Below are 23,308 nucleotides of genomic sequence, written 5' to 3'. Positions count from 1 at the left end.
CCCGGCAACTAGGGTGCTGCCGGGCGCTCGGCCCGGAGGGGCGGTGGCGGGTGCCCGGTCTGGTGCTGCGCGCGCTCCGCTGGCGCGCGGGGCTGTCCCTGACCGTCTGGATCTGCGCCGTCGTCGTCTGCGCCGGTGCCGCGCTCGGCCCCGTCTTCGCGCTCGCCGCCGCCGAGAGCGGGCTGCAGGACGTCCTCCGGGAGGCCGGTGCGTCGACCGGGGTCCGACTGCTCGGCACCGTCGACGGCTCGCCGCAGGTGACCCTCGCGCAGGCGCAGCAGCGCCTGACCGCCGCGGAGCGGCTGCCCGGGATCGCCCACCGCCCGGATCGGATCGGCTCGCTGTACGTGCAGGCCGACGGTGCGGTGGGCTCGGGCGTGATGCACACGCGCATGGTCTGGCGCGACGGCGTCTGCTCCCAGGTCCGGCTCACCGCCGGCCGGTGCCCGACGGGACCGGGCGAGGCGATGGTGTCGAGCCGGTCCGTGTCCGCCGAGCTCGGCTGGAAGGTCGGCGAGCAGCTCACGCTGACGTCGACGGTCGACGGCTTCAGCACCGACGTGCGGATCGTCGGCGCGTACACGCCGATCTCGACGGCGTCCCCGCGCTGGTCGGGGCAGTCGTACTTCCAGATCGGGCAGGACAAGGACGGCATCCCCTTCACCGACACGGTGTTCGTGTCCCGTCCGACGTTCGGGGCGCTGCCCCCGACCGCGCTCATGCAGCAGGCGGTCGACCTCCCGCTCGATGACGCCTCGGTGCGCATCGCGGACCTCGACGGTCTGCGTGCCCAGCTCGGGACGCTGCGCGCGGAGACGCGGGGGCGGTTCACGGTGTCCTCCGACATCGGGGCGGTGCTCGACGACGCCCGAACGGCGCAGGCGCGCATCGACGCCGCGACGGCGCTCGTGGTGCTGCAGCTCTGCGTGCTCGGCTGGCTCGTGCTGCACCGCGTCCTCGTCGACACGGTGGAGGCCCGCAGCGCGGACATCGCGCTGGCGAAGCTCCGCGGGTTCCGGCGGCTCCAGCTGCTCCGCTTCGGCCTCGGCGAGCCGTTCGTCCTGCTGCTCGTCGCCGTCCCCGTGGGCGCGGCGCTCGCGTACGCCGGCGCCCTCCTGCTGACCCGGGCGGTGCTGCTGCCGGCGACGCCCGTGGTGTTCCCGTGGCAGGCGGGGCTCGCGCTCGTCGCCGCGGTCGCGGGCGGCGTCGGTGCGATCGTGCAGAGCGCGTGGAGCGCGCTCCGCCGCCCGGTGCTCGACCAGTGGCGTCGGACCAGCACGAACCGTCACGGCACCCGCACCGGGGTGATCGCCGACGTCGCGGTCGCCGTCGTCGCCCTCGCGGCGTTCGTCGCGCTCAGGGCCGCCGGCCCGGGCGGCGGTCCGGTGACCCTGATCGGACCCGGTCTGCTCGTCAGCGCAGCGGGGTTCGGCGGCGCACGCCTCCTGCCGGTAGTGCTGCGGGCCGCCGTTCCCGCGACCGCCGCATCCCGACGCATCGCGCTCTTCCTCGCCGTCCGGCAGGTGGCGCGGCGGCCCGCGGGGCTGCGGCTCGTCGCGCTGCTGACCGTCGCCGTCGGCCTCGCCGTGTTCGGCGTCGGCGGGCAGGTCGTCGCGAGCGGCAACCGGGCGACCCGGGCCGCCGCCGAGATCGGCGCAGCGCGGGTCGTCGCGCTGCAGTACACACCCGGCGAGGACGTCGTGGCGCAGGTGCGCCGGGCCGACCCGCAGGAACGGTGGGCGGCCGCCGCCGCGGAGTGGCTCGGCTTCGGCGGCGACCAGGTGCCCGGTGCGGTGCTCGCGGTCGATGCGTCCCGCCTCGCCGCGGTCGGAGCGCGCGCGGACGGCCTGCTCGCCCCGGCGCCCGCCGCGGCGCTGCTGACGCGCGGCGCCGTCGACCCGACGGTCGTCCGGGGCCGGTCGATGGCGGTCCGGATCACCGTGACGGACCCGTCGGGCGGCCCGCTGCCGCGGATCCGCTTCGACCTCCGCGCAGTCGACGGCTCCGCGCTGCAGGTGAACTCGGACACGCTGCGCCCGGGCACCGCCGAGTACCGCGCCGCCGTGCCGTGCGCGCGCGGCTGCCAGCTGGCCGGCATCGACGTGTCGAGCGACGCCCGTGCGACCGGGACCGTCAGCGGCACGATGCGGATCGACCGGCTGTCGGTGGACGGCGCCGCGGTCGACACCGGCTTCGCCCGATCCGGCTCGTGGCGCGCCGCCGACCCCCTCGGCGACGCGCGCGACCGGGTGCGCGCGACCTCGGAAGGCCTCGAGGACCGCTTCAGCGTCGGGTCGGGCGGCACCGGCGGGCTGGTGCACGGCGACGTGCTCGACCCGGTCCCCGCGGTCGTCGGCGGCCACGGCGCCGCATCGCCGCGGATCGGCGCGAAGCCGTCGACGCAGGCCTCGGACGGCTCGTCGGTGCGGTTGCGCGTGGTCGACGCGGCACCGGTGGTGCCGGTCGTGCTCGACGACGGGGTGCTCGTCGACCTCCGGTCGTTCCAGGCGGCGCTGCCGACGTTCGCCGTGGACGCGCAGTGGTCGGTGTGGCTCGGCCCCCGTGCGCCGAAGGACGCCGTCGAGCGGCTGCGCGCGCAGGGCCTGGTCGTGGACGGCGGGACGTCGATCGCGGCGCGGGACGCCGAGCTGACGCGGCAGGGCCCGGCCCTCGCCCTGCTGCTGCTCGCGGTCTGCGCCGTGACCGGCGCGCTGCTCGCCATGGGCGGGACCGCGGTCTCGATCGGCGCGGCGGTGCGCCGCCGCTCGTACGAGGCCGCCGCGCTCGGCACGGTCGGGATCCGCCGTGGGCAGCTCTACGGCGCCGCGCTCGTCGAGCAGCTCCTGCTGCTCGGCACCGCGGTCGTCGTCGGCGTGCCCGCCGGTGTGCTCGCGCTGGTGCTCGCCCTGCCGGCCGTGCCGCAGTTCGCGGACGACTCCCCGGTGCCGCTCGCCGCCCTGCCGCCCGCCCTGCCGATCGTGCTGTGCGCGGTCGTGCTCGTCGCGCTGGTGACCGTGACCGTGCTCGTGTCGGCGGCGCGCGTGGTGCGGGCGGGATCCGCCACGCGGCTGCGGGAGGCGGAGGAATGAGCGCGGGCCTGCCGGTGCGCGCGGAGCACCTCGATCACGAGTACGAGGCCGAAGGCGAGCGGGTGCAGGCGCTCGTGGACGTCGCGTTCCAGGTCGCGGCGGGGGAGCGGCTCACGGTCGTCGGACCGTCGGGGTCCGGCAAGTCGACCCTGCTGACGGTGCTCGCGGGGCTGCAGCGGCCGACCGGCGGTCGCGTCCTCGTCGGCGACCAGGACCTGACCGCGCTCTCGGAGACCGAGCTCGTCACCCTCCGCCGGCAGCACCTGGCCGTGGTCGTGCAGGACCCGCGGCGGAACCTGCTGCCCTACGGCACCGCGGTCGACAACGTGCGGTTCGCGCAGCGCCCGGCGGGGCGGGGCGTCCGGCGGCGCGACCCGATCGAGCTGCTCCGGTCCCTCGGGCTGGACGCGGTCGCCCACGACCGGGTCGACCGGCTCTCCGGCGGGGAGCGGCAGCGGATCGCGATCGCGGCCGGGCTGGCGCTGGACCCCGACGTGCTGCTCGTCGACGAGCCGACCAGCGCGCTCGACGCGCGCTCGCGCGACGAGGTGCTCGACCTGCTCGAGCGCGTCGCGGGGGAGGGGGCCACGCTGATCTCGATCACGCACGACCGGGTCGTCGCCGACCGCCTCGGGGGCGTCCTGGTCCTCGACGGCGGGAAGGTCGTGGCCCCGTGACCGACGTGATCGTCCGTGCGCGTGGCGTCGGCGCGGTCCGAGCGGGCCGCACCGTGCTGCAGGAGGTCGACCTCGACGTCCGGCCCGCGTCGTCGCTCGCGCTGGTCGGCCCATCCGGATCGGGCAAGTCGACGCTCCTGGCGCTCATCGCCGGGCTCGAGCAGCCGGATACGGGCACGATCGAGCGCACGCTGCCGCCGGAGGACCTCGGGCTCGTGCTGCAGGGGCACGGGCTCGTCAGCCTCCTGACCGCCGAGGAGAACGCGGCCGTCCCGCTGCAGGCGCCCGGCCGCCGTCCGGTGCCGCGGGCGAAGGTGCGGCGGCGAGCGCACGCGGCGCTCGCCGAGGTGGGCCTGACCGACGTCGCCAGCCACCTCGTCGAGGCCCTGTCCGGCGGTCAGCAGCAGCGCGTCGCCGTGGCGAGGGCCCTGGTCACCGGCCCCGCGCTGCTGATCGCGGACGAGCCGACCGCCGCCCTCGACGCGGAGAACCGCGAGCATGTCGCGGACCTGCTGTTCGCGCTGCCCGCCCGGGGCACCGCGGTCCTGATCGCGACCCACGACAGGACGCTCGCGGCCCGGGCGGACCTGGTCCTCGTCGTCGACCAGGGCCGCGTCCTCCCCGCCTGACGCCGAGCGCCCGCGTCGCGCGATCGCGTCGCGCGGTAGCCGCGCCCTCGCGCGGTCCGCATGCGGACCGCACGTCGCCGGCGGTACCGCGCGAGGGTGGCGGTACCGCGCGAGGGGAATGCACGGCACGCGGGCCCGGCGGTACCGCGCGAGGGGAATGCACGGCACGCGGGCCCGGCGGTCCGATGCAGGGGCGTCCGGTGGGCTACACTCGTACGGCCACGGCGGCACACCACCGCCAGCCTTCCTCGATAGCTCAATTGGCAGAGCAGCCGGCTGTTAACCGGCAGGTTATAGGTTCGAGTCCTATTCGGGGAGCCACTCCCGGTCCGCCCGTTCGAGGGCGAGTTTCTGCGACCTCGAACTCGCCGACCGATGTCGTCGGCTGCGCCTACGGTGCGCGCGTGCTCGACGTCGACGAAGCGAGAAGGCGCCTCCGGGCGCGATCAGTGACCAGCGCCACCGAGGTCTTCGACGGCACGCCGTGCCTGCTCTGGACGGGGCACGTCGACCCCGACGGGTACCCGAACAAGCTCCAGGTCGGCGGCATCGTGACCTCAGCGCACCGCATCGCCTACTGGGCGGCCTACGGCTTGATCCCGGCCGGGTTCCAGATCGACCACCGGTGCCACGACCCGGCCCGCTGCAGCGCCACCGACGCCTGCCCCCGTCGTCGCTGTGTCAACCCGCGCCACCTGCAAGCCGTGACGCCGCGCGAGAACACGCTGCGGAGCGGCGGCGTCGCTGCCGCCGACGCACGGATGTCCGGCTGCGTGCACGGCCATGCGTTCGACAAGGTCCATCCATCCGGACGTCGACGCTGCAGCGCCTGCGAGCGACGACTCGGGCGGGAGGAGTACGCGGTCCGCTCGGATGAGGAGCGCGCGCGCCGCATCGACCGCCGGCGCGAGCTCGACGACGACGCCGAGCGTCGGCAGCGGAAGAACAGCTCGGCACGGCTCGCGAAGCGCGGTGAGCGGCCGGACCGATGCCTGAACGGGCACCGATACGAGCCGGGGTCCCACCGGATCGGGCTGAGCGGCCGTCGCACCTGTCTCGTCTGCCGGGCCGAGCTGAACGCGCGGATGCGTGCTGGGCGCGGGCGGACGGACGACGACCGTCTCGACTAGCGTGCGCTCGTGCCCGACTCGCCGACCGTGACGCTGCGCGCCCGCATCGACGCCGACACGGACGCGCTCTACCGGCTCGCCGGGGAGCTCTCGAGCTGGGAGGAGCGCGGCCCGTCGTCGCCCGCGCCGCTCAGCCGCGCCGCCTTCGAGGCGCGGCTCGCCCGTGTCGAGAGCGAGGGCTCCGACGTCGTCCGGTTCGTCATCGAGGCCGACGGGCTCGCCGTCGGCACGGTCACGCTCATGGGTGAGGACGACCTCGCCCGGCACGCCGAGGTCGGCATCGCCCTGCTCCCCGAGGCGCGGGGCCGCGGCATCGGCACCGCGGCGATCCGGGAGATCGTCGAGTTCGCATTCGTCCGCCGCAACCTCCGTCGGCTGCACCTCCAGGCGATCGCGTCGAACGCCCGCGCCATCCGCGCCTACGAGAAGGCGGGCTTCGTCGTCGAAGGGCGCCTGCGCGAGCACGCGTGGGTCCGGGGCTCCTACGAGGACATCGTGCTGATGGGCCTGCTGCGCGACGCCGGCGTCGGCTGACCTCGGATCCGGCCGGGTCCTCCCGTGCGCCTCCGGGCGTGCGCATCGCCGGTTCGTAGACTCCGTCGCATGCCGAGCCTGCCCCAGACCGTCTGGCTCGCCGTCGCGGGCGGCCTGCTGGTCGTCGCCGTCGTGCTGCTCGTGCTCTGGCTCGCGACCGCCCGGCGGCTCCGCGAGGAGCGCCGGCAGGCCGCGGAGGACGACCGCTTCACCGCGCAGCTGCAGGTCTCCGTCGCGGACCAGGGCGGCCGGCTCCGGATCATCCGGGAGCTGCACGACGTCGCCGTCCACCGCGTCTCCGCGATCGTCGCCCAGGCGGACGGCGCCCGGTACGCCGGCGCCACCGATCCGACCGCGGCGGTGCGCGCGGCGCAGACCATCGCCGAGACGGGCCGCGCGACGCTCGCCGACATGCGCCGCGTCATGACCCTGGTCCGCGAGAGCGAGGCGGAGGCCGCACCGCAGCCACGACTGAAGTCGACGCGCGAGCTCTTCAAGACGATGCGCGACGCGGGGCTCAGCGTCGTCGTCGAGGAGCACGGCGAGGCGTACGACCTGAACTCGGGCGCGGAGCTCGCGGTCTACCGCATCCTCCAGGAGGCGCTCTCCAACTCCCTCAAGTACGGCGGCGACGGCACCGAGGTCCGGGTCGTCTTCACCTGGACCTCGTCCGGCCTCGCCGTCCGCGTCGACGACGACGGGTTCCGCAACGCCGTCCTCCGCCGCGGGCTGACGCCCGACGACGCGGCCGCGGAGCTCTCCTACGGCGTGGAGGAGGACCTGCGCTCCCTGACGCAGGAGATCGCCGGCCCCGGCATCCAGGAGATGCGCGCCCGCACCGAGCTGTTCGGCGGCACGCTCACCGCCACCGAGACGCCCGGCGTCGGGTTCTCGATCTCGGCGGTGTTCCCCTCGATCCGGTTCCACAACGGCGTCCACGGCGTCGACCTCAGCCGACGGTGACGAGCGCGCCGATCCGGGTGCTCCTCGCCGACGCCGACCCGCTGCAGCGGGAGGGCTGGCGTCTCGTCCTCGACGCGCAGCCCGACCTCGAGGTGGTCGCGGAGGTGCCGGACGGCGTGCAGGCGCTCGCCGTGCTGCGCCGCACGGCCGTCGACGTCGCGGTCGTGGACGTGCGGATGCCGCGGCTCGGCGGCGTCCAGGTGACGGAGGCCGTCGCGACCGACGCGCGCATCCGGCTCATGCAGCACTCGCCGGTGACCCGCGTCGTGCTCGTCACCGCCACCGACCTCGACCGCTACGCGGGACCGGGGCGCGCGGCCGGCGCGGACGCCGTCCTCTACAAGGACGCCGACCCGGCCGAGCTGTCCGCCGCGATCCGCGACGCGGCGGCGTTCCGGACGATCCCCGCCTCCTAGGCGAGGAGGGCGGCCTTCTCCGGGTGCTCGTCGAACCACTGGGCGACGTACCAGCACATCGGCCGCACCAGGCGGCCGGCGGCTTCCGCTTCGGCGACGGCGTGCGCGGTGATCTGCGCCGCGTACCCGCGCCCGCGGTGCGGCGGGTTCGTGAACGTGCGCGTCATCGAGACGACCGCGCCGTCGTCCGCGTAGTCGAGCGAGCAGATCACCTCGCCGTCGATGCGGCCGAGGTAGCGGCGGCGGTCCGCCTGGTGCTCGAACTCCACGTCACGCCTCCAGGTCGTCGACCCCCGGTGTCCAGCTGTTGCCGGGCCGGCCCCACTTGTTGCCGCTGATCGCCTTCTTCGCGCGCCGCTGGTGGAGGAAGTCGAGCCGGTCCACGTAGAGCGTCCCGTCGAGGTGGTCGGTCTCGTGCTGCAGGATCCGCGCGAACCAGCCGCGCGCCTCCAGTGTGAACGGCTTCCCGTCGATGTCGACGGCCTCCAAGCGGGCTCTCGGGGAGCGGCGCAGCGGGAAGCGCTCGCCGGGCACGGAGAGGCACCCCTCGGACTCGGCGTCCTCGTCCGGTTCGCCGGTCGGCGTGGGGGTGATCCAGAGCACCGGGTTGATGGCGACGCCGCGCTGCGGGCCGTCCGGATCGTGCTCGTAGCCGTAGACGAAGAGGCGCAGCGGCACGCCGACCTGCGGCCCCGCGAGTCCGACGCCGGGCGCCGCGTCCATGGTCTCGAACATGTCCGCGACGAGGGTCCGCAGCTCCTCGTCGAACGTCACGACCGGCGCCGCCGGGGTGTGGAGCACGGGGTCGCCCGTGATCCGGATGGGCAGCACGGTCATCCCGTCGAACCTCCGCGGCTCTGTCAGAAACAGGGGTCTCATCAGCGTAGCGGGGCCTCCCTCGACGGTCGGGCCGCTATCGTTCGGCCGTGGCGCCGCTTCTCGACATCCGGATCGGCGGCGAGGTGGTCATCAACACGGCGCAGGCCGTCGGCATCCCGATCGCGCTCGTCGGCGCGGTCTTCCTCTCCTTCGGCGCGCAGTTCCAGTCGCGGGGCGTGAAGCAGGTGGAGGCGCGGCGGGCCACCGCCGGCACCGAGCTCGGCCGCTCCGAGCTGCTGCAGCTGATCCGCACCCGCTCGTGGCTGTTCGGCAGCCTCGCGCTCGGGCTCGCGGTCGTCCTCCAGCTGACCAGCCTGCGGTTCGCGGCGCTGATCGTCGTCCAGCCGATCGGCGCGATCGCCCTCGTCGTGACGGCGATCCTGAACGCGCGGATGAACCACATCCACCTGAGCCGCAAGGTGATCCGCGCGATCGTGCTCTGCGTCGGCGGCGTCGCGATCTTCGTGTCCATCGCCGCCCCGAACGCGACCGACAGCGCGATCAGCGACGACGACCTCCGAACGATCCTCGTGCTGCTCGCGATCGTCCTCGTCGCCTTCGGGGTGCTGTACGCCGTCTTCCGTGCCCGGATGATCCCGATCGCGTACATCGTCGGCGCCGGCGTGCTCTACGGGTTCGTCGCGACGATGGCGAAGACCGTGATCAACCGCCTGGTCACCGGGCAGTTCGACTGGCTGACGGTCCTCTGCGGGGTCGGCCTGCTGACCGCGGGTGCGGCCGGGATGTACCTCGTGCAGACCGCGTACGCGGTCGGGCCGCCCGACCTCGTCATCGCGGGCCTGACCGTCGTCGACCCGATCGTGGCGGTCGGCATCGGCGTGAGCGTGCTCGGCGAAGCCGCGAACGCCCCGTGGTGGGCGGGGCCGGCGTTCCTCGTCTCCGGCGCGATCGCCGTCTTCGGGGTCGTCGAGCTGTCTCGCCACCACCCCGAGGTCGCCGCCCGGGAGGGCACGAAGACCCGCTGAGGGCGCGCCGACGCTCCGCGCGGCCCTCGCTCGGGGGTGCGGTACCGTCTGATTCGCCCGGCCCCTCCCGACGGGGCCCGAACCGCCCCGAGGAGACCGCCATCAGCGAGCCGACGGAGGACGCCGCGCTGCCGCGCTTCACGATGCTGATGGGCGGCGACACGTTCGCTCCCGATGTGAACGGGGCGGCCAGCTTCCAGGTGCGACTCGCGTCCGGGATCGCCTCCCGCGGGCACGACGTGCACATCATCGCCCAGGCCCCGAAGGGCGTGAAGCAGGGCACGTACCGCGAGGAGCACCTGGGCCAGATGCTCACGGTGCACCGCCTGAACAGCTTCCGCTGGCCGCTGCACGACTGGCTGCGCGCGGTCTACCCGTGGCGGATCCATCACAACGCGGCGAGGATCATCGACGAGGTCCGCCCGGACGTCTCGCACATGAACTCGCACATGCTGATCGGTCGCGGGATCACCACCGAGTCGTACAAGCGCGGCATCCGCATCATCGCGACGAACCACTTCATGCCCGAGAACCTGATCGAGCACACGCCCTTCCCGAAGTTCACGTGGCCGCTCATCACCTGGCTGGCGTGGAAGGACTGCACGCGCCTCTACAGGAAGGCGGCGGCCCTCACCACGCCGACGAAGCGCGCCGCCGCGTACCTCGAGGCGAGGACCGGGCTGCGGAACGTGCACGCGATCTCGTGCGGCATCCGGATGAGCGACTACACGCCCGACTTCGAGGCCAAGCCCGACAACCGCATCGTGTTCGTCGGCCGGATCACCGGCGAGAAGATGCTGCCGGACCTCGTGGAGGCCGTCGCGCGCATCCCGCGGGAGCTCGACGCGCAGCTCGACCTCGTCGGCGAGGGCGACATCAAGCGCCAGCTCGAGCAGCAGGCGCAGCGCCTCGGCATCGCCGACCGCGTGCACTTCCCGGGCCGGGTCAGCGACGAGGACCTCCGTACGATCCTCACCCGCGCGACCGTGTTCGCGATGCCGTCGACGGCCGAGCTGCAGTCGATCGCCACCATGGAGGCGATGGCGAGCGGCCTGCCCGTCGTCGCGGCGGACGCGATGGCCCTCCCGCACCTGGTGAAGGACGGCGAGAACGGCTACCTGTTCCCGCCGCGCGACATCGACGCGCTCGCGGACCGGCTGACGCGCGTCCTCTCGATGCCACAGGACGAGCGCGAGGTCATGCAGCGCGCCTCCCTCCGCCTCCTCGAGCCGCACGACATCGACACGACGATCACGATCTTCGAGCGGCTCTACCGCGGCGAGGAGGTCACCGACCCGGAGACCGACGTGCCGCCGCTGTCGGCGAAGGTGCGGGAGCAGTTCCGATCGCTCGCGAAGCGGGCGAAGAGCGCGATCACGGATTGACCCGCGGCCTCCGCCGCGTCCGGTCGCTCGTCCCGGCGCTCCTCGTCGGCCTGCTGCTCGCGGGCTGCACGAGCGGCGCCCCCGACGTCGCGCCGGTCTCCAGCGCACCGCTCGCTCCAGCGGTGACGCCGACGCCGACCGCGACCGCCACGCCGTCGCTCACGCAGCGGGCGGAGGCGCTCGTCACGGCCATGTCGCCGGCGGAGCGCGCCGGTCAGGTCCTCATGACGGCGGGCACCGTGGCGCAGCTGCCGGGGCTCGCGTCCGTCGTCGATCGCTACCACGTGGCGGGCGTGATGGTGCGGGGCCGCAGCGGCGCCGGCACGGCGGCCGTCGCGAAGGCGTTCGGGCCGGTCCGGGCTGCGGCGCCGGACGGGCTGCCGCTGCTGACGGCGACGGACCAGGAGGGCGGGACCGTCCAGGTGCTCAGCGGGCCCGGCTTCTCCCGCATCGCGAGCGCGGTCGTGCAGGGGCGGGGGAGCGCGTCGGCGACGCGGTCCGATGCCGAGCGCTGGGGACGGCAGCTCGCGGCGGCGGGCGTGCGGCTCGATCTCGCGCCCGTCGCGGACGTGCCGTGCGCGGCGACGCTGCACGACAACCCGCCGGTCGCCGCGCTCGATCGTCAGTACTCGTCCGATCCCGCCGTGGCCGGCGCGCACGTCGACGCCTTCGTGGCGGGCATGCGCGCGGCGGGCGTCGAGACGGCGGTGAAGCACTTCCCGGGCCTCGGCTGCGTCACCGCGAACACGGACACGGCGGCGCACGTCGTCGACCGGACGACGACCGCGGACTCGCCGCGGCTGCGCTCGTTCGAGGACGGCATCGCGGCCGGGACGGGCTTCGTGATGGTCTCGAGCGCGGAGTACGCGCGCATCGATCCGGGCACACCGGCGCTGTTCTCGTCCCGGATCGTGCGGGGGATGCTGCGCGACCGGCTCGGCTTCGACGGCGTCGTCGTGTCGGACGACGTCGGGGGAGCGGTGGCCGTGCGCGCCTGGAGCCCCGGGCAGCGCGCGGTGAAGTTCGTGCGGGCCGGCGGCGATCTCCTGCTCGACGTGCAGCCCGCGGACCTGCCGACGATGCACGCGGCCCTGGTCTCCACGGCCACCGACGACGCCGCGTTCGACCGGGCGCTCACCGCAGCCGCGGTCCGCGTCGTGACCGCCCGGCTCCGCCTCGCCGACTGAACCGCGTCCCCACCCGCACGCGCTCGTCGTTTCGGAGGACGGCGAGTCCTCCGAGACGAAGAGTGCGGAGCGGGTTCACGCGAGGAAGCCGGCGACGCGCTCGCCGAGGGCGCGGACGTCCTCCGGCGCCGCCATCACCTCGAGCGTCGACTCCGGCAGGAGCTCGTGCAGCCGTTCCGACGTCGAGACGGGATGGCCGGGGTCGCCGACCCACGGCTTCAGCAGCACGGGCTGCCGGATCGCGGCGATCGCCTCCGTCGCGGGGAGGTCGGTCGCCGCGGCGCCCTCGAACACGGCCGGGAGGATCGCGGGGTCGAGATCGGGCGGCGGCGCGACGGTCCAGCCGCCCTCCTCCAGCAGCGGCAGCGGCGGGAACGCGGCCGTCGCGCGGACGAGGGCGTCGTAGCCCTGCGCCTCGACCAGTGCGGCCATCTGCCGGTACGCGTCGCCCTGCGCCGCTCGCGTCGCCCACGCGGTCGGCGGGATGACGAGGACGAGCCGACGGAACCGCTCGGGGCGCTGCGTCACCGCGTGGAGCAGCGTCCCGGCGCCCATCGACACCCCGATCGCGTCGACGGCCTCGCCCGGGGCGACCTCGTCGAGCAGGGCGAAGAGGTCCTCCGCGAGCGCCGGCCAGGCGTAGTCGTCCGGCACCGCGCGACCGGTCGACCGCCCGTGCCCGCGGGCGTCGTACCGGACGAGGCGGCGACCCGCGGCGGACACCGGGGACCAGTCGAAGAACGCGGCGGTCGCCTCGCTCGCGCGGGAAGAGCTCAGGCCGTGCAGCTGGACGACCGTCGGCCGGTCGCCCTCCAGCACCGACCAGGAGAGGTGCGCACCGTCCAGCTGCAGGGTCCCGTCGGTCATGCGCCGACCCTAGGACCGCCCGCGGACGGCGGCTGTCAGGGGACCTCGTGCAGCAGCGCGGCGTGCGTGCGGGCGTAGGCGCGGACCCGGCGGATGCGCACGATCTGCAGCGGAGTCAGGGCCACCAGCGCGACGACGAGGAAGACGAGGAATCCCACCGGGAACCAGCCGAGGCGTCCCGAGAGGATCTGCTCCGCCTGCTGCGCGGCGAGCGCGGCGTAGAGCAGCACCGTGAACCCGAGGGTGAACGGCAGGCTCACGGCGATGATCGCGGCGTAACGGGCGGCGAGGACCTCCTCGTCCGGCGCCAGGTCGATCCGTTTGCCGCGCGCGACGACCTTCGCGATGCGCCGCAGCATCCCGACGTCCCGCGTCACCTGCTCGCGCACCTGGCGCTGCAGTCGGAGCGCGGTCGCGGTGCAGGTGAGCGCGGCGGCCAGGAACGCGAACTCGACCGCGAACAGCAGCGCGGGTACGTCGGTCCGCTCGCGCGGGGCCCCGACGGCCGTGGTCAGCAGGGAGAGTCCGATTCCGGCGACGAGCAGCACCAGCACGAAGACGCCGGCGATGACGACGATCCGACGCACGATCTCCTGGCGCGACATCGGGGTCCACGGCACCTGGCGCGGACGGGTCGCCTCCTCCCGCAGGCGGAGCGCCCGGCCGACCCGGACCACGAGGAGGTCGAGCAGCACGGCGACGACGAGGTAGGCGGGTGTCAGCCACCACGCCGTGCCGGCGAGGACGCTGAACGTCAGGACCGCGACGGCGCCGAGCGCCTGCGCGCTGCCGAGCCCGATCCACCAGCGCCGGAAGTAGACGGCGGCCTCCTCGCTCGACCGGACGTCCCAGCACGACAGGAGCATGCCCGCGAGGAGCGGAGGATAGACGAGCAGCATGAGCGCCGACGTCGGGAGCCAGATCAGCGGCATCAACGGCTCGGGGCTGGACACGACGATCAGGAGGATGCCGCCGGTGACGACGAGGTTCGTCACCACGAGCGCGACGATGAAGGCGGCGATCCTCATGAGCGGGTCGCGGGGGTGGAGGGCATGGTGCTCCGGGGGCGTTCGAGCGGTGGCGCCCGGGTCGGCGCCGAGGGCGATCATCCTCCATCCGGTCTGATCCCGCGCACCATTTCGTCGTGGAGGCTCCGCACCTCTAGCGTGTGCACGTGTTCGTCGTGGGCCTCCTGTTCCTCATCGCCGCCGCGGTGCTGCTCGTCGTCGTGCTGCGACGTCGACGGAGAGGCGGGCAGTCGAGCGCGGCGCAGCGCCGGACCGGCGTCATCCTCGGCCTGGCCGCAGGGGTCGGCGGCCTGCTCGGCGTCGCCTTCGTCGGCGCCTCGAGCGCCTACGCGCAGGACACCGGCGACGCGAGCGTCATCGTGTCGTGGACCGGCGACATCCTCGGCCAGGAGACGACGCCGGGCCTCCACGTGAAGGCGCCGTGGAGCGAGGTGAAGACCTTCAGCGTGCGCAACCAGCAGGTCGTCTTCGCAGGCACCCGCGCGTCGACGGACTTCACCGGCGGCTCCGCGCTCGGCCCCGGCATCACCGTGCAGGACGCGGACGGGGTGACGAGCGACATCGACATCGCGGTGCGGTACTCGATCCGCTCCGACCAGGTGACGACGATCTACAAGCAGTTCCGCGACGAGACGAACTTCGTGTCCCAGTTCGTGACGCAGGACATCCGCTCGACGGTCCGGGACGCGCCGAACGCCTTCACGACGCTCGATCTCATCACGAAGCGCGCCGACGTGAACACCGCGATCCAGGAGGCCTCTCGAAGCGGTGGGAGGGGACAGGCGTGACCGTCGACTCCGTGAGCCTGCAGCAGATCACGCCCCCGAAGAGCGTCACCGACGCGTACGCGGCCGCGCAGAACGCGCAGATCAAGGTGTCGACGGAGAAGAACCTCCTGGAGGCCGCGCAGGTGTCGGCGCAGCAGCAGGTCGTGCAGGCCGAGGCGAAGGCGAAGGCGAACGACTCGCTGAACAAGTCGCTGACGACGAACGTGCTGAAGCAGAACTACATCGACACGCTCGCGAAGCTCGCCGCATCGGGCAACGTGGTCGTGGTTCCGGAGGGCTTCGGCGGCATCGTCAACGTGAAGTAGCCCTCGCCCGCCGCTTCGCGGCAATCTCGCCCGCGCCGGCAGGCCCGATTGCCGCCCGGAGGCGGGCCAGGGCGCCGCTAGGGTCTGATGCGGGGCGGTAGCTCAGCCGGTCAGAGCAGCGGACTCATAATCCGTCGGTCACGGGTTCAAGTCCCGTCCGCCCTACTTGCGGAATGCCTGGTGGACGGGGCGATGCGCGGGCTGCGCGCGGCAGCCCCGTACGCTCACGGACATGAGCGGCTACTGGCTCGGTCGGCGCACCTGGTTGTGGCTCGCGGACGGCGTCCTCGTCGCCTTCGGTGTCGTGCTCCTCCTCACGGGTAACGACACGACCCGCCTCATCGCGATCTTCATCGTGGCGTCGCGCCTGCTGCTCGCCGGTGTCCAGGTCCTCGTCTGGAAGCGGGCCCAAGCGGCGGGCGGTGCCGGCGGCGGGACCGGAGCGCCTCCGCGCTGACGGCCCGTGGCTCCGACGTCGAGCTCCTCGGGCCTTCGCTGAACCATTTCCGCGTCGGCACGGCATGGCGTCCTCGCGACGCGGGCGCGCGCTCCTACGGTCCCTCCGATGACTCAGGAGACCCGATGAAGCGCCTTCTCGCCGGCCTCGCCGCCGCGTCCCTCGCCGGCCTCGCGGCCGTGGTCCCGGCCACCGCGGCCACCGCCGTCGTGTCCGCCCCGTCGGTGAAGGCCGTCTGGGTGAACGACACGCTCCGCGTCACCTACCCCTGGGTCGCCACCGGCTCCGGCGACCAGGACATGGTGGTCGAGATCGACGGCGCCCGCCGAGTCGGAGCACCGGACCCCGCGCCGGGCCGGAGCGCGGTCTACAGCACGAAACGTGCGGCTTCGGCCGGCCCCGCGAAGGTGCGCGTGGTCGGCGTCAACTGCATCGATGAGGGCGAGTTCTCCGACTGCACGGAGACCGTCCTGTACTCCGCCACGGTCTCGCGTCACGCGGTCGCGGCGAAGCGGGGACAGGTCTCGGCCCTCACGCTGCTCGGCAAGCTGTCGGTCGCCCCGGAGAGCCATGCGTCCTCGTACAAGCGGTCGAAGTTCACGCTCTGGGTCGACGCGAACCGGAACGGTGAGAACACCCGGGCCGAGGTGCTGAAGGCCGAGTCGAAGAAGAAGGTCGTGCTCAGCCGGAGCGGGACCGTGAGGACCGGCCGCTGGGTCTCGCCCTACGACGGGAAGGTCTTCACCGTCGGCTCGAAGCTCGACAGCGACCACCTCGTGCCGCTGGAGGAGGCGTGGACCTCCGGCGCTGCCTCCTGGTCCACGAAGAAGCGCACGGCGTACGCGAACGACCTCGGCTACGGACCGTCCCTCGTCGCCGTCTCGCAGCACGCCAACCGGTCGAAGGGCGACAAGGCGCCCGACGCCTACCTGCCGCCGAGGACCTCCTACGACTGCACCTACGTCCGCGACTGGGTCGCGGTGAAGTACCGCTGGGGCCTGAAGGTCGACGCCGACGAGAAGGCCGCGCTCCAGCACGACCTCGTCCAGTACTGCGTCGACCCGTACGTGGCGAAGCCCGGCAAGCCGAACCTGACCGCGCTCGCCGGATCGACGAAGCACTCGGGTTCCGGCGGCGGTGGCACGACCACCGGGCTCGACAAGCGCTACCCGACCTGCACCGAGCTGAAGAAGCACCCGAACCACGCGCCGTACCACCGCGGCGTGGACCCCGAGTACGCCTGGTACCAGGACCGCGACCACGACGGGTGGGTCTGCGAGTGACGCACCGCGCGCGCTGAAGCGCCATCGACCCGTCGCCGCAGCTGCGGCGACCGCTGGCGGGCGATCGGCGGGTCTCGGGCCTGGTGGCGGGCGACCCCGCCGGAGGACGATGGCGGGGTGACGGACATGCGGATCGCCGCGCTCCGGCGGGAGCGAGGCTGGACCCAGGAGCACCTGGCCTCGGTGAGCGGCGTCGGGGTGCGCACCGTCCAGCGGCTCGAGGCCGGCGAGGACGGCAGCCTCGAGACCCTCCGGCGCGTCGCGGCCGCGCTCGAGGTCCCGGTGCCGGAGCTCTTCGCCGCGAGTGCGAGTCCGGGGGATTCAGGGGAGATCGAGGCGACGACCGTGCCGGTCGGCCCGGCAGAGGTGACGGCGTCCGCGCGGGCTGAGCGTCGCGGCTCACCCAGGGGCGCGGCACGGATCGCGGTCCTCATCGGGGTCCTCGCGCTGGCCGGATCGCTTGCAGGAGCCGCTGTCGGCGCTGTTCGCCCCGCTGGCTTCGAAGCCTCCGTGCAGCTCTACGCCTCATCGGACGGCGGGGCGTCGGTCTATCTGCTGTCGGAAGCGACCTACGCGCAGGAGGCTGCGCGGTCCTACGCGGCGCTCGTGGAGGAGCCGGTGGTGCTCAATCGGGCTGCAGCCCGACTCGGGCAGGACGGGCGGGATCTTCCCGGCTCGGTAGTCGCCCGAGTCGAACCCGGCACCGTCGTACTCGCCGTAACCGCTCGGGGGAGCACCCCGTTGTCAGCTGAGCGTCGGGTGGACGCTGTTGTGCAGTCGCTCATCGAGGTGGTCGGACTCGTAACGCCGGAAGGTCCGAATGAACGCGTGCGACTGCGACAGATCGACGGGCCGAGGATCTCGACGGACTCGGGCTGGTTCGTCGGCATCGCGAGCCTCGGCGGCATCGGGCTCGGCGGCGGGCTCCTCGTCGGTCTCATCGTCGCGCTGATCCGGCGGCGTCCCCTGGATCCTCCAGGCGCGGTCGGCCGACTCGCGATCCCGTAGCGCTGGGGTTGCCGGTTCGGGCACGTTTCGTGCCCGAAAACGTGTCCGAAGTGGCAACTCCCCGGTCGAAGCGCCGGCCGATGCGCTCGGGGTTGCCGGTTCGGGCACGTTCTGCGCCCGGAAACGTACCCGAAGTGGCAACGCCCGCGAGAGGGGCCGAGCCGAGCGCGCCCGAGGCGGACGCGTCAGCGGTCGAGGTCGCTCGGGTCCACGTCGCTGAGATAGCCGATCGCCAGGTCGTCGCCGCCCTCGGCCGCCTTCCACACCCACTGCTCGGCCTCGTCGCCGCGCCCCGTCTCCCACAGCAGCACGGCGAGGTTCCAGGCCGAGTAGCTGTCGCCCGCCTCGAAGGCGCGCCGGTAGAGCGCCTCGGCGGCCTCCTTCTCGCCGTCCTCGCTGAGGATGTTCGCGAGCGGGAGCATGCAGGCGACCTGGCCGTCCCGCACGCCGTCCGCGAGGACCCGGAGGCCCTCCTCCCGCCGACCGGTGGCCATCAGCAGGTGCGCCAGGTCCGCGCGGGCGTCCGGGTACGCGTCCATCCCGACCCGGAGCAGCGGCTCCGACCCGACGTCGCTCAGGTCGTCCCAGCGCCAGTGGCCGGCGACCCCGAGCGCGTAGGCGCGGTCCGGGTCGTCGTCGAGGAGCTCGGCGACCTCCTCCATCAGCCCGATCGCCCGGCGGACGTCACCGCGGCCGTGCTCGAGCCAGGCCCACTCGTACCAGCCCGCGAAGTAGCCGAGCTCGGCGACCTCGCGGCACACCGCGATCGCCGCCTCGATCTCGCCGGCGGCGCGCAGACCCTCCGCGTACCGGGTACCCGTGACGCCGTCGCGCGCGGTCGACCAGGCCTCGCGCAGAGTCCGCAGCTCCACGTCCTCCTGCACCCCGTCGACTGTAGGTCGTGCCGCCGTCGAGCCTGCGCGGACCTCCACCGCGGACACGCCGAAAGACTCACCTGGATCTCAGGTTCGCGGCGCACCGTGAACGACATGAACGATGGACCGCGGATCCGGAGCCCGGACGAGTAGAGCGGACTCCCATGATGAGCGCCCCGTCCTCCCACCAGGGAGGGCGGGGCGCTGCTCGTGTCGGCGCCGGCCCGTCAGCGGGGCGCGGGCACCTCGATCGTCACGCCGGTGAGGCGCTCGGACTCCTGCACGAGAAGTCGCTGCAGCTCCCGGTTGCGGGCGCGACGGCTGGTGCCGACGACGATCGGCGAGCCCTGCACCTCGGCGAGACCGCCGGGCCCGACGAAGGAGCCGCCCGGCAGGTCCGGCGCCGTCGCGGCGAGCAGCAGCGGCAGCGCGCCGCCGGCCGCGGACTGGCCGACGCCCTTGAGGATCGCCTCCGACACGGCCGAGACCGGCGCGGGCACGTGGAGGTCCCGCGTCAGGTTCGTGCCCGCCATGCCCGGGTGCGCCGCCATCGCGCGCAGCGGGGAGCCGGCCGCCGCGAACCGGGCCTGCAGGTCGAGCGCGAACATCAGATCGGCCAGCTTGGAGTCGGCGTACGCCGCCCAGCGGGAGTAGCGCCGCCGCTGCCGGTTGAGGTCGTCGAGGACGATCCGTCCGCCGTAGTGGGCGAGGCTCGATACCATCACCACGCGGTCGGTGAGCCGCGGGAGCAGCAGACCGGTCAGCGCGAACGCCCCGAGGTAGTTCGTGGCGAACTGCAGCTCGAAGCCGTCGACCGTGCGCGACTCGTCCGTCGCCATCACCCCGGCGTTGTTCACGAGCACGTCGATCCGCTCCGGCGCCGCCTCGGCGAACGCGCGGACGGACGCGAGGCTGCTCGTGTCCACGAGCCGCACCTCGGTGCTGCCCTCGATGCGGGAGGCCGCGTCCTCCGCCTTCTCGCGGTTCCTCGCCGCGAGGACCACGTGGGCGCCGGCGCCGGCGAGCCGCCGCGCGGTCTCGAAGCCGATCCCGCTGTTCGCGCCGGTCACGACGACGGTGCGGCCGTGCTGGTCGGGGATGGGGAAGGCGTCGGGGGAGACCATCCCCGCAGCCTGGCCGACGGACCTGTACTCAGACCTCCGCGGCGAGCGCCGCGCTCACCCAGCGCTCGAGGGCGGCGTCGGCGGCGACCGCCTCGTCCTCGAAGAACAGCCAGCCGCGCATCCGGGCACCCCGCATGATCGCGGGCCGGACGCCCGGTTCGGCCAGCGCCGCGGCCGCCTGCGCGAGCGGGATCCGCGCCATCATCACGTGGTCCGCGTGGCGTCCGACGCCCACCCGCAGCACGCCGCCGACCATGAAGCCGACGCTGCCGAACATGCGCCGCTCGACCACGTCGGGCTCCCCGTCGAGCAGTCGACGGACGCGCTCCGTGAGCTCGGGATCGTCCGCCACGGCATCAGATTCCCACTTCCGGCACGTGGAAATCGCTTGATCTGCCCTGAAAACCCATGGCACTCTCACACCACTTGCGGAGGAACCGACGCGCAGGAGCGGTCGGACACCCCCTTCCTCCGTGAGCTGCATACCCCGGTGCGGCCACGCCACGCGCTGCCCCCAGACCGCACCGGCTGGACGATCCACACCCCCCCAGGGCGGGCAGCGACGTGTCGACCCCCAGGGATGGGACGAGCGGCGGCGGACCCGCGGAGCCCGTACGCACATGCCCCTCCTGTCCTTCCGTCGCGCCCTCGTGTCCGCCGTCGCGACCGCTGCACTCGTCCTCGGTGGCGTCGTCGCCACCGCCGCCCCCGCCGAAGCCGCCGCGACCCGCACCTGGGACCGCCTCGCCCAGTGCGAGTCGAGCGGCCGCTGGCACATCGACACCGGCAACGGCTACTACGGCGGCCTGCAGTTCAGCATGGGCACGTGGCGGGCCCACGGTGGCAGCGGCAGCCCGGCCCGAGCGTCGAAGGCCGGGCAGATCCGCGTCGCCGAGAAGGTGCTCCGCAGCCAGGGCTGGGGCGCGTGGCCGGCGTGCTCGAGCCGGCTCGGCCTCCACGGCAAGCCCGCCGCCAAGCACACGGCGCATCACACGAAGCACCACGCGAAGCGGCACGTGGTGCGGCACCGCACGCACGTGAAGGCGTCGAAGCGCACGGTCGTCGTGCGGTCCGGCGACACCCTCGTCCGCATCGCGCAGCGGGCCCGCGTCCGCGGCGGCTGGCACCGCCTCGCCGCCGCGAACCCGCAGCTGACGAACCCGAACGTCCTCCGGATCGGGCAGCGCCTGCACCTGCCCGCCTGAATCGAAACTGTTTCCGGCGAGCGGAACCGGGTTCCGCTGCCCTGGATTTCCATGGCACCCTCGTGGCGCCCGAGGGGAACCGGTGATCAGGAACCACCGCGACCTACGTCCCCCGGGCTACTGCCCGGTACGGCCACGCCTCGCGCTGCCCCCAGACCGCACCGACCGATACCTTCGCAACATCAGGGTGGGCAGCGGCGCGTCGAACCCCAGGGATGGGGCGAGCGGAGGCGGACCCGTCGGAGCACGTACGCCATGAAGATCCTGACCAACACCCGTGCCGTCATCTCGACGCTCGCCGTGGCGGGCCTCGCCACCGCCGGCCTCGCGCTCGGCGCAGCACCCGCCCAGGCCGCTCCGACGAGCGTCTGGGACCGCGTCGCCGCCTGCGAGTCCGGCGGCAACTGGAGCATCGACACCGGCAACGGCTACTACGGGGGGCTGCAGTTCAGCCTCGCGACCTGGCACGGCTACGGCGGCACGGGCAACCCGGCCGCCGCGAGCAAGTCGACGCAGATCGCCATCGCCGAGAAGGTCCTCGCGGGCCAGGGCTGGGGTGCCTGGCCGGTCTGCTCCGTGAAGGCCGGGGCGACCGGCTCCTCGAGCTCCGCCTCGTCGAGCTCGAGCTCCGCTTCGTCGTCCTCGCGCTCGACCTCGTCGTCGCACGAGTACTCTTCGCACTCCTCGACGCCGTCGCGCACGACGTCCTCGAGCCCCGCGCCGCGCGCCGCGGTCGCCGCGGCGCCCGCTCGTCCGGCGGCGGTGAAGACCTCCGGCGAGACGTACACGATCAAGTCCGGCGACTCGCTCTCGAAGATCGCGCAGCGCCTCGACATCGACGGGGGCTGGCAGCGGCTGTGGGCCGCGAACCCGAAGGTCGGCGACCCGAACCTGATCTTCACCGGCCAGAAGCTGCAGCTCCCGGCCTGATCGCCATGATGCGGACCCGCCGCCGATCGGGACCGACGCGCCGAGCGCGTCCCCGAGCGGCGGCGGTCCCGCGCGGCCGTTCCGCCTGGGCGGTCGCTCAGTACCAGTAGGGGACGTGGCTCGTCTCGAACGCGTACGCCCCGCACGGCGTCGAGTACCGGGCCTGGATGTACCCGAGGCCCCACTCGATCTGGGTCTTCGAGCTCGTCGTCCAGTCGCCGCCCTCGGTCGCCATCTTGGAGCCGGGCAGCGACTGCGGGATGCCGTAGGCCCCCGACGACGCGTTGTAGGCGTTCCAGCGCCAGCCGGACTCGATGTTCCAGAGGCTGATCAGGCAGGACATCTGCCCGCCGCCCCAGCCGTACGCGCCGAGCCGCGACTGCGCGTACGCCTGCGCCCCGGCGGGTGACAGCGAATCGGGACCCGCCGCGATGCCGCCGAGCCCCGTGCCGCCGGAGGTCGCGCCGTTCGCCGCCGCGGCGGCCTTCGCCCGCTGCGCCGCCGCGTAGGAGTCCTGCAGCGCCGACGACCGCGCCTTCAGCGTCGCGAGCTGCGCCTGCAGCTTCGCGCGCTGCGCCTTCGTCTGCGCCACCTGCCGGTCGGCCGCCTGCTGCGCCGCCTTCGCGACGTTCGCCGCCGCCTGCGCCTGGTCGGCCAGCGTGTTCCGGACCGCCGCCTGCGCCTTCGCCTGGTCGCCGAGCGACTTCGCCTGGTGCTCGTCCGTCTCCGCCTGCGACAGCAGGGCGCTGGAGGTGTCGCCGATCTGCGACAGCGCGCCGAGCCGGTAGAGGAGCGACCCGGACGACTGCCCCGACAGCCAGACCTGCAGGTCGGGGTCGCCCCCGCGGTAGAGCTGCGTCGCAACGCTCGCGGCGGTGCGCCGCGCCGAGCGCGCCCGGTCCGCCGCGGTCGTCGTCTGCCGCTCGAGCACGTCGTAGACCTGCTGCGCCGCCTGCAGCCGGGCCTGCGCCGCGGACGCGAGGGCCGCCTTCTGCAGGGCGACCGTGCCGAGCCGCGCCGCCTGCGCCTCGAGCCCGTCGAGCGTCGTCTCGATCGCGGCGACGACGGCGGCCTTCTTCTTCACGTCGTTCTTCGCGGCCTGCACCTCGGCCCAGGTCGGGTCGTCGGCGCGCGCCGTCGTCGTGGGCCCGAAGCCGACCGCGATCACGATCAGGCCGGCGACGAGCGCGACGGCCGGCACCCTCCGCAGCCCCGCTCGCATCGGGCCAGAGTAGGACCGGCGCGTCCCCGCGCCCGGCGACGCGCGGTCAGGCGTACGTCTTCAGCACATGCCAGCCGGCGCCGAGCTCGACGACGTCGAACACGAGGGTCTCGCCGTCGTGCACGCAGGTGCCCTGGAACCGCCAGCCGTGCACCGGCAGCGGATGGGTGACCACGGAGCCGAGCGCGTCCTCGAGGGGCGTCGGGGCGTCCGTCACCCGGTAGGTGCGGCGTCGCCAGCGGAGCAGGCGCGGTCGGCCGCGGCTGCCCGTGACGAGGTCGGCGTCCTGCTCCGTCCCGACGGCGATGCTCGACATGCGCTCCTCCTGTTCGAACACCTGT

General features: G+C 73.8%; 26 protein-coding genes and 2 tRNA genes. 19 read left to right on the top strand and 9 right to left on the bottom strand.

All coding sequences use genetic code 11. The features are described 5' to 3' along the window. Positions 1-50 precede the first annotated feature (50 nt). From CLV52_RS12530 to CLV52_RS12495, 8 genes are all read left to right on the top strand, one after another. On the top strand, positions 51-3,089 hold the full coding sequence (locus CLV52_RS12530; protein ID WP_133766640.1) for an FtsX-like permease family protein: 3,039 nt from the start codon (positions 51-53) through the stop codon (positions 3,087-3,089). Continuing rightward, positions 3,086-3,766: an ABC transporter ATP-binding protein gene (locus tag CLV52_RS12525; RefSeq protein ID WP_133766639.1), complete on the top strand. Its 681-nt coding sequence runs from the start codon at positions 3,086-3,088 to the stop codon at positions 3,764-3,766. Before CLV52_RS12530 ends, CLV52_RS12525 begins: the two co-directional genes overlap by 4 nt. Then, entirely contained in the window at positions 3,763-4,395 is a 633-nt protein-coding gene (locus CLV52_RS12520) for an ABC transporter ATP-binding protein (RefSeq protein ID WP_133766638.1), read from the top strand. Before CLV52_RS12525 ends, CLV52_RS12520 begins: the two co-directional genes overlap by 4 nt. A 245-nt stretch (positions 4,396-4,640) precedes the next feature. Further along, positions 4,641-4,716, top strand: a tRNA-Asn gene (locus tag CLV52_RS12515). A gap of 128 nt (positions 4,717-4,844) precedes the next feature. After that, positions 4,845-5,525 carry an HNH endonuclease signature motif containing protein gene (locus CLV52_RS12510; protein ID WP_162850837.1) on the top strand — a complete coding sequence of 227 codons (681 nt, stop codon included), beginning with the start codon at positions 4,845-4,847 and terminating at the stop codon, positions 5,523-5,525. Positions 5,526-5,534: 9 nt separating this feature from the next. Beyond that, positions 5,535-6,059: a GNAT family N-acetyltransferase gene (locus CLV52_RS12505; RefSeq protein ID WP_133766637.1), complete on the top strand. Its 525-nt coding sequence runs from the start codon at positions 5,535-5,537 to the stop codon at positions 6,057-6,059. A gap of 69 nt (positions 6,060-6,128) precedes the next feature. Further along, entirely contained in the window at positions 6,129-7,022 is an 894-nt protein-coding gene (locus tag CLV52_RS12500) for a sensor histidine kinase (RefSeq protein ID WP_133766636.1), read from the top strand. Next, the gene (locus CLV52_RS12495; protein WP_133766635.1) at positions 7,019-7,438 is read left to right on the top strand and encodes a response regulator; all 420 of its coding nucleotides are present in this window, start codon (positions 7,019-7,021) and stop codon (positions 7,436-7,438) included. Before CLV52_RS12500 ends, CLV52_RS12495 begins: the two co-directional genes overlap by 4 nt. Here the strand turns inward: CLV52_RS12495 and CLV52_RS12490 are convergent. Both CLV52_RS12490 and def read right to left on the bottom strand, forming a co-directional pair. Then, the gene (locus CLV52_RS12490) at positions 7,435-7,707 is read right to left on the bottom strand and encodes a GNAT family N-acetyltransferase (protein ID WP_133766634.1); all 273 of its coding nucleotides are present in this window, start codon (positions 7,705-7,707) and stop codon (positions 7,435-7,437) included. The genes CLV52_RS12495 and CLV52_RS12490 overlap by 4 nt on opposite strands. Before the next feature lies 1 nt (position 7,708). Next, on the bottom strand, positions 7,709-8,275 hold the full coding sequence (gene def / locus CLV52_RS12485; protein WP_133766633.1) for a peptide deformylase: 567 nt from the start codon (positions 8,273-8,275) through the stop codon (positions 7,709-7,711). Between the two features lie 89 nt (positions 8,276-8,364). Between def and CLV52_RS12480 the strand changes: the two genes are divergently transcribed. The 3 genes from CLV52_RS12480 (at position 8,365) to CLV52_RS12470 (ending at position 11,875) form a co-directional block, all read left to right on the top strand. Beyond that, positions 8,365-9,303 (top strand): DMT family transporter, encoded by a 939-nt coding sequence (locus CLV52_RS12480; protein ID WP_246018109.1) that lies wholly within the window; start codon positions 8,365-8,367, stop codon positions 9,301-9,303. 176 nt (positions 9,304-9,479) lie between these two features. Then, on the top strand, positions 9,480-10,688 hold the full coding sequence (locus CLV52_RS12475; protein ID WP_246018108.1) for a glycosyltransferase: 1,209 nt from the start codon (positions 9,480-9,482) through the stop codon (positions 10,686-10,688). After that, positions 10,685-11,875: a glycoside hydrolase family 3 N-terminal domain-containing protein gene (locus CLV52_RS12470; protein WP_133766631.1), complete on the top strand. Its 1,191-nt coding sequence runs from the start codon at positions 10,685-10,687 to the stop codon at positions 11,873-11,875. The genes CLV52_RS12475 and CLV52_RS12470 overlap by 4 nt, the downstream gene beginning before the upstream one ends. A 75-nt stretch (positions 11,876-11,950) precedes the next feature. Here CLV52_RS12470 and CLV52_RS12465 read toward each other — a convergent pair whose 3' ends face one another. Beyond that, positions 11,951-12,742: an alpha/beta fold hydrolase gene (locus tag CLV52_RS12465; protein WP_133766630.1), complete on the bottom strand. Its 792-nt coding sequence runs from the start codon at positions 12,740-12,742 to the stop codon at positions 11,951-11,953. Between the two features lie 35 nt (positions 12,743-12,777). Beyond that, a complete protein-coding gene (locus CLV52_RS12460) occupies positions 12,778-13,851 on the bottom strand; it encodes a hypothetical protein (RefSeq protein WP_133766629.1) in 1,074 nt (357 codons plus the stop codon). 65 nt (positions 13,852-13,916) lie between these two features. On the opposite strand from CLV52_RS12460, the gene CLV52_RS12455 reads away from it, so the two are divergent. The 6 genes from CLV52_RS12455 to CLV52_RS12430 all read left to right on the top strand — a co-directional run bounded on the left by CLV52_RS12455 (position 13,917) and on the right by CLV52_RS12430 (position 17,611). Next, positions 13,917-14,558 (top strand): SPFH domain-containing protein, encoded by a 642-nt coding sequence (locus tag CLV52_RS12455; protein ID WP_162850836.1) that lies wholly within the window; start codon positions 13,917-13,919, stop codon positions 14,556-14,558. After that, a complete protein-coding gene (locus CLV52_RS12450; protein WP_133766627.1) occupies positions 14,555-14,863 on the top strand; it encodes an SPFH domain-containing protein in 309 nt (102 codons plus the stop codon). Before CLV52_RS12455 ends, CLV52_RS12450 begins: the two co-directional genes overlap by 4 nt. Positions 14,864-14,954: 91 nt before the next feature. After that, positions 14,955-15,028 (top strand) — tRNA-Ile (locus CLV52_RS12445). Positions 15,029-15,095: 67 nt separating this feature from the next. Continuing rightward, on the top strand, positions 15,096-15,320 hold the full coding sequence (locus CLV52_RS12440) for a hypothetical protein (protein WP_133766626.1): 225 nt from the start codon (positions 15,096-15,098) through the stop codon (positions 15,318-15,320). A gap of 125 nt (positions 15,321-15,445) precedes the next feature. After that, positions 15,446-16,603, top strand: coding sequence for a GmrSD restriction endonuclease domain-containing protein (locus CLV52_RS12435; protein ID WP_133766828.1), 1,158 nt, complete (start codon positions 15,446-15,448; stop codon positions 16,601-16,603). Positions 16,604-16,729: 126 nt separating this feature from the next. Then, on the top strand, positions 16,730-17,611 hold the full coding sequence (locus tag CLV52_RS12430; protein ID WP_162850847.1) for a helix-turn-helix domain-containing protein: 882 nt from the start codon (positions 16,730-16,732) through the stop codon (positions 17,609-17,611). A gap of 185 nt (positions 17,612-17,796) precedes the next feature. Here the strand turns inward: CLV52_RS12430 and CLV52_RS12425 are convergent, their stop codons facing one another. The 3 genes from CLV52_RS12425 to CLV52_RS12415 form a co-directional block, all read right to left on the bottom strand. After that, entirely contained in the window at positions 17,797-18,495 is a 699-nt protein-coding gene (locus tag CLV52_RS12425; protein ID WP_133766624.1) for a tetratricopeptide repeat protein, read from the bottom strand. Between the two features lie 218 nt (positions 18,496-18,713). Then, entirely contained in the window at positions 18,714-19,610 is an 897-nt protein-coding gene (locus tag CLV52_RS12420; protein ID WP_133766623.1) for an oxidoreductase, read from the bottom strand. Positions 19,611-19,638: 28 nt separating this feature from the next. After that, a complete protein-coding gene (locus tag CLV52_RS12415; protein WP_246018107.1) occupies positions 19,639-19,962 on the bottom strand; it encodes a TfoX/Sxy family protein in 324 nt (107 codons plus the stop codon). Between the two features lie 268 nt (positions 19,963-20,230). Between CLV52_RS12415 and CLV52_RS19085 the strand changes: the two genes are divergently transcribed. Together CLV52_RS19085 and CLV52_RS12405 are read left to right on the top strand one after the other, a co-directional pair. Beyond that, the gene (locus tag CLV52_RS19085; protein ID WP_133766622.1) at positions 20,231-20,815 is read left to right on the top strand and encodes a LysM peptidoglycan-binding domain-containing protein; all 585 of its coding nucleotides are present in this window, start codon (positions 20,231-20,233) and stop codon (positions 20,813-20,815) included. Between the two features lie 255 nt (positions 20,816-21,070). Next, positions 21,071-21,745, top strand: a complete 675-nt coding sequence (locus tag CLV52_RS12405) for a LysM peptidoglycan-binding domain-containing protein (protein ID WP_133766621.1) — start codon at positions 21,071-21,073, stop codon at positions 21,743-21,745. A gap of 97 nt (positions 21,746-21,842) precedes the next feature. Here the strand turns inward: CLV52_RS12405 and CLV52_RS12400 are convergent, their stop codons facing one another. Then, positions 21,843-22,967 (bottom strand): aggregation-promoting factor C-terminal-like domain-containing protein, encoded by a 1,125-nt coding sequence (locus tag CLV52_RS12400; protein ID WP_133766620.1) that lies wholly within the window; start codon positions 22,965-22,967, stop codon positions 21,843-21,845. 46 nt (positions 22,968-23,013) lie between these two features. Then, positions 23,014-23,283, bottom strand: coding sequence for a hypothetical protein (locus CLV52_RS12395; RefSeq protein WP_133766619.1), 270 nt, complete (start codon positions 23,281-23,283; stop codon positions 23,014-23,016). Positions 23,284-23,308 lie beyond the last annotated feature (25 nt).

The organism is Amnibacterium kyonggiense (assembly GCF_004364555.1).
Taxonomy (GTDB): Bacteria; Actinomycetota; Actinomycetes; order Actinomycetales; family Microbacteriaceae; genus Amnibacterium; species Amnibacterium kyonggiense.
Note: the sequence above shows the minus strand (reverse complement) of the source record. Positions and strands in the feature narration are given on the sequence as shown.

What these genes read in the sequence shown, in the direction of transcription:
- def (WP_133766633.1), bottom strand. Translation starts at nt 8,275, where the DNA reads ATGACCGTGCTGCCCATCCGGATCACGGGCGACCCCGTGCTCCACACC.
- CLV52_RS12420 (WP_133766623.1), bottom strand. Translation starts at nt 19,610, where the DNA reads ATGGTCTCCCCCGACGCCTTCCCCATCCCCGACCAGCACGGCCGCACC.
- CLV52_RS19085 (WP_133766622.1), top strand. Translation starts at nt 20,231, where the DNA reads ATGCCCCTCCTGTCCTTCCGTCGCGCCCTCGTGTCCGCCGTCGCGACC.
- CLV52_RS12500 (WP_133766636.1), top strand. Translation starts at nt 6,129, where the DNA reads ATGCCGAGCCTGCCCCAGACCGTCTGGCTCGCCGTCGCGGGCGGCCTG.
- CLV52_RS12465 (WP_133766630.1), bottom strand. Translation starts at nt 12,742, where the DNA reads ATGACCGACGGGACCCTGCAGCTGGACGGTGCGCACCTCTCCTGGTCG.
- CLV52_RS12435 (WP_133766828.1), top strand. Translation starts at nt 15,446, where the DNA reads ATGAAGCGCCTTCTCGCCGGCCTCGCCGCCGCGTCCCTCGCCGGCCTC.
- CLV52_RS12395 (WP_133766619.1), bottom strand. Translation starts at nt 23,283, where the DNA reads ATGTCGAGCATCGCCGTCGGGACGGAGCAGGACGCCGACCTCGTCACG.
- CLV52_RS12525 (WP_133766639.1), top strand. Translation starts at nt 3,086, where the DNA reads ATGAGCGCGGGCCTGCCGGTGCGCGCGGAGCACCTCGATCACGAGTAC.
- CLV52_RS12460 (WP_133766629.1), bottom strand. Translation starts at nt 13,851, where the DNA reads ATGATCGCCCTCGGCGCCGACCCGGGCGCCACCGCTCGAACGCCCCCG.
- CLV52_RS12400 (WP_133766620.1), bottom strand. Translation starts at nt 22,967, where the DNA reads ATGCGAGCGGGGCTGCGGAGGGTGCCGGCCGTCGCGCTCGTCGCCGGC.
- CLV52_RS12405 (WP_133766621.1), top strand. Translation starts at nt 21,071, where the DNA reads ATGAAGATCCTGACCAACACCCGTGCCGTCATCTCGACGCTCGCCGTG.
- CLV52_RS12440 (WP_133766626.1), top strand. Translation starts at nt 15,096, where the DNA reads ATGAGCGGCTACTGGCTCGGTCGGCGCACCTGGTTGTGGCTCGCGGAC.
- CLV52_RS12430 (WP_162850847.1), top strand. Translation starts at nt 16,730, where the DNA reads ATGCGGATCGCCGCGCTCCGGCGGGAGCGAGGCTGGACCCAGGAGCAC.